At 67.6% G+C, this 2003-nt stretch carries 3 protein-coding genes; all 3 read right to left on the reverse strand.

Annotated features, from left to right (window positions below; all coding sequences use genetic code 11):
• Window positions 1–162: 162 nt before the first annotated feature.
• Complete coding sequence (locus AB1609_22465; protein ID MEW6049198.1) at window positions 163–411, reverse strand: hypothetical protein; 249 nt, start codon at window positions 409–411, stop codon at window positions 163–165.
• Between the two features lie 147 nt (window positions 412–558).
• Window positions 559–1254, reverse strand: coding sequence for a zinc metallopeptidase (locus AB1609_22470; GenBank protein MEW6049199.1), 696 nt, complete (start codon window positions 1252–1254; stop codon window positions 559–561).
• A gap of 519 nt (window positions 1255–1773) precedes the next feature.
• Window positions 1774–2003 (reverse strand): hypothetical protein (locus tag AB1609_22475; protein ID MEW6049200.1); only part of this gene is annotated, 230 nt, incomplete at its 5' end.

Below are 2003 nucleotides of genomic sequence, written 5' to 3' on the forward strand. Positions count from 1 at the left end.
GTGCCATTGCCACTCGTTGTCAAAACAGCCGAAAACCCCGAAAGCCTTGACGAACTGGGTTGCCTCTCTCGCGTTCATGGCCTGCCTCCTCTCAACTCAACTACCGCCCGGAAACAAGCAGGCCGGGTGCGCACCCCGGCCTGCTGCACGACGACCGGTTCGTCAGAACCTGGCCGAACGCCGCTTCCTGCGGCGGTACCCCTCCGCAGCCGCCAGACCGCAGAACACGACGATAAGCAGTCCAAGGAACGTAGGAACGTACAAACCCACAACGACCATGACCTGTTCTACGATGTTCACCCGCTCCCGGCCCGATCCGGGAGATTCGCCTCTGGAAAACAGCAGGACCACCAGCACGACGGTAGTCAAAAGCGCCGCCGGTAGCGCGCACTCATGTGTGGTGCCGCGCACGGACCCGAGCACGCTCCGAGCATGACACGCATGCCCGCGGCTCAAGAAACCGGCTACGTGGAACATCCCCCCGGTATCCGCCCGCCGCACAACCGCCCCGCAGGGCCACAACCAGGCCCCGGCAGGCGGCAGGCCCCGCTCCGCGCCTCAGCGCCTCCGGCCCTCCCGGAGCAGCGCCATCCGCAGAAGCTGCGCCAGCGCCACGGCCAGAGCCGCCACGTACGTCAGGGCGGCGGCGTTCAGCACCTCGCGGGCGCCCCGCACCTCGTCATCCGTGCGCAGGTATCCCCCCGCCTGCAGTTCGGCCAGGGCCCGGCGGCTGGCGTCATACTCCACGGGCAGCGTGAGAACCGCGAAGGCCACCACGCCGAGCATCAGGAACAGCCCCAGGTCCAGGAGCGGCCCCCAACCAAAGATCAGCCCGAGGAAGAACAGGGGCACTGCGGCCTGGGACCCGAACCCCACAGCGGGGGCCAAGCTGTTGCGTACGGCCAGCGGCCGGTAGCCCACGGCGTGCTGAATCGCGTGCCCCGCCTCGTGGGCCGCCACCCCCAGGGCAGCCAGCGAGGCGCTGCCGTAAACGGCCGGCGAGAGGCATACCACCCGCTGCCGGGGGTCATAGTGGTCGGTCAGTTCACCGGACACCTGCAGTACTCCTACCTCCGTCAACCCGGCCCGCCGCAACACCTCCGCAGCCACCTGGGCGCCTGTCTTGCCCCCGGAGGGACCGACCCGCGAGTAGCGCTCGAAGGCGGCCCTGACCCGGGCCTGCGCCCAGAACGAGAAAACGAGTGCCGGTAGCACGAAAACCACCAGGCCAACGTCGCCAGAGGTCCAGAACATCCGATCCCACCTCCCTCAAGTTCTTGGTCGGGCGCCCAGCCCACACGGGTGTGCCGTTTCCGGCTTAACAAAGCAACCGGCCGGCCGGTAACACAGGCCCGCTGCCCCTAAGGCCGCTTCCCACACCCGCACCTCCTCAGAAATTCCAGGGCGCCAAACGTGAGCAAGCACATCCAAAAAAGCACAACTACCGAGACCACCGCCAGGACCACCTCCGCGCGCTCCCAAGCCGGTCTGGGAAGAGCACCCCCAAGAAGCGCCAACACCGCGGCCACGGCAACAATCACAAGCGTCACCAGGTACGCACGCTCGTCCACAGTGCCGCGCTCTGACCCAAGCGCGCCAACACCGCGGCGAAACCGCATCCTGAGCCTGCCGAAGGACGCAATGACGCGAAGCACCTCCCATTCCTCCTTTCCATGGTCAACGAGACAGAGGCCGGGGTGTAGACCCCACCGCCCCCGCCTGGAAACCCACCGAGGAGTCGCCTGCAGCATCAGAGAAAGCGGTAGGCGCACTTCAGCCACCTGAGGTGCCCGCGGCGCCAGCACCCGAAGTGGTGAACCGTTTCAAATGGGTGGCCGCGGCCTTGAACCCGAACGCGGCGCCCATGCCCACACCGAGCTCCACCGCGTCCCAGGCCACCCATCCGGCTACCGCACCCAGCCCTCCGCCGAGCAAGCCCAGGATTAGCGCCCACTCCAGCCACGCGCGGAAGAACACACCCCACGGCACCTCCGGCCAGCCCG

This window comes from Bacillota bacterium (assembly GCA_040754675.1).
In the GTDB taxonomy this organism is placed as follows: Bacteria; Bacillota; Limnochordia; order Limnochordales; family Geochordaceae; genus Geochorda.

Bases quoted from the DNA above. Each gene is read 5' to 3' on its own strand.
- AB1609_22470 (MEW6049199.1), bottom strand. From the start codon at position 1,254: ATGTTCTGGACCTCTGGCGACGTTGGCCTGGTGGTTTTCGTGCTACCG.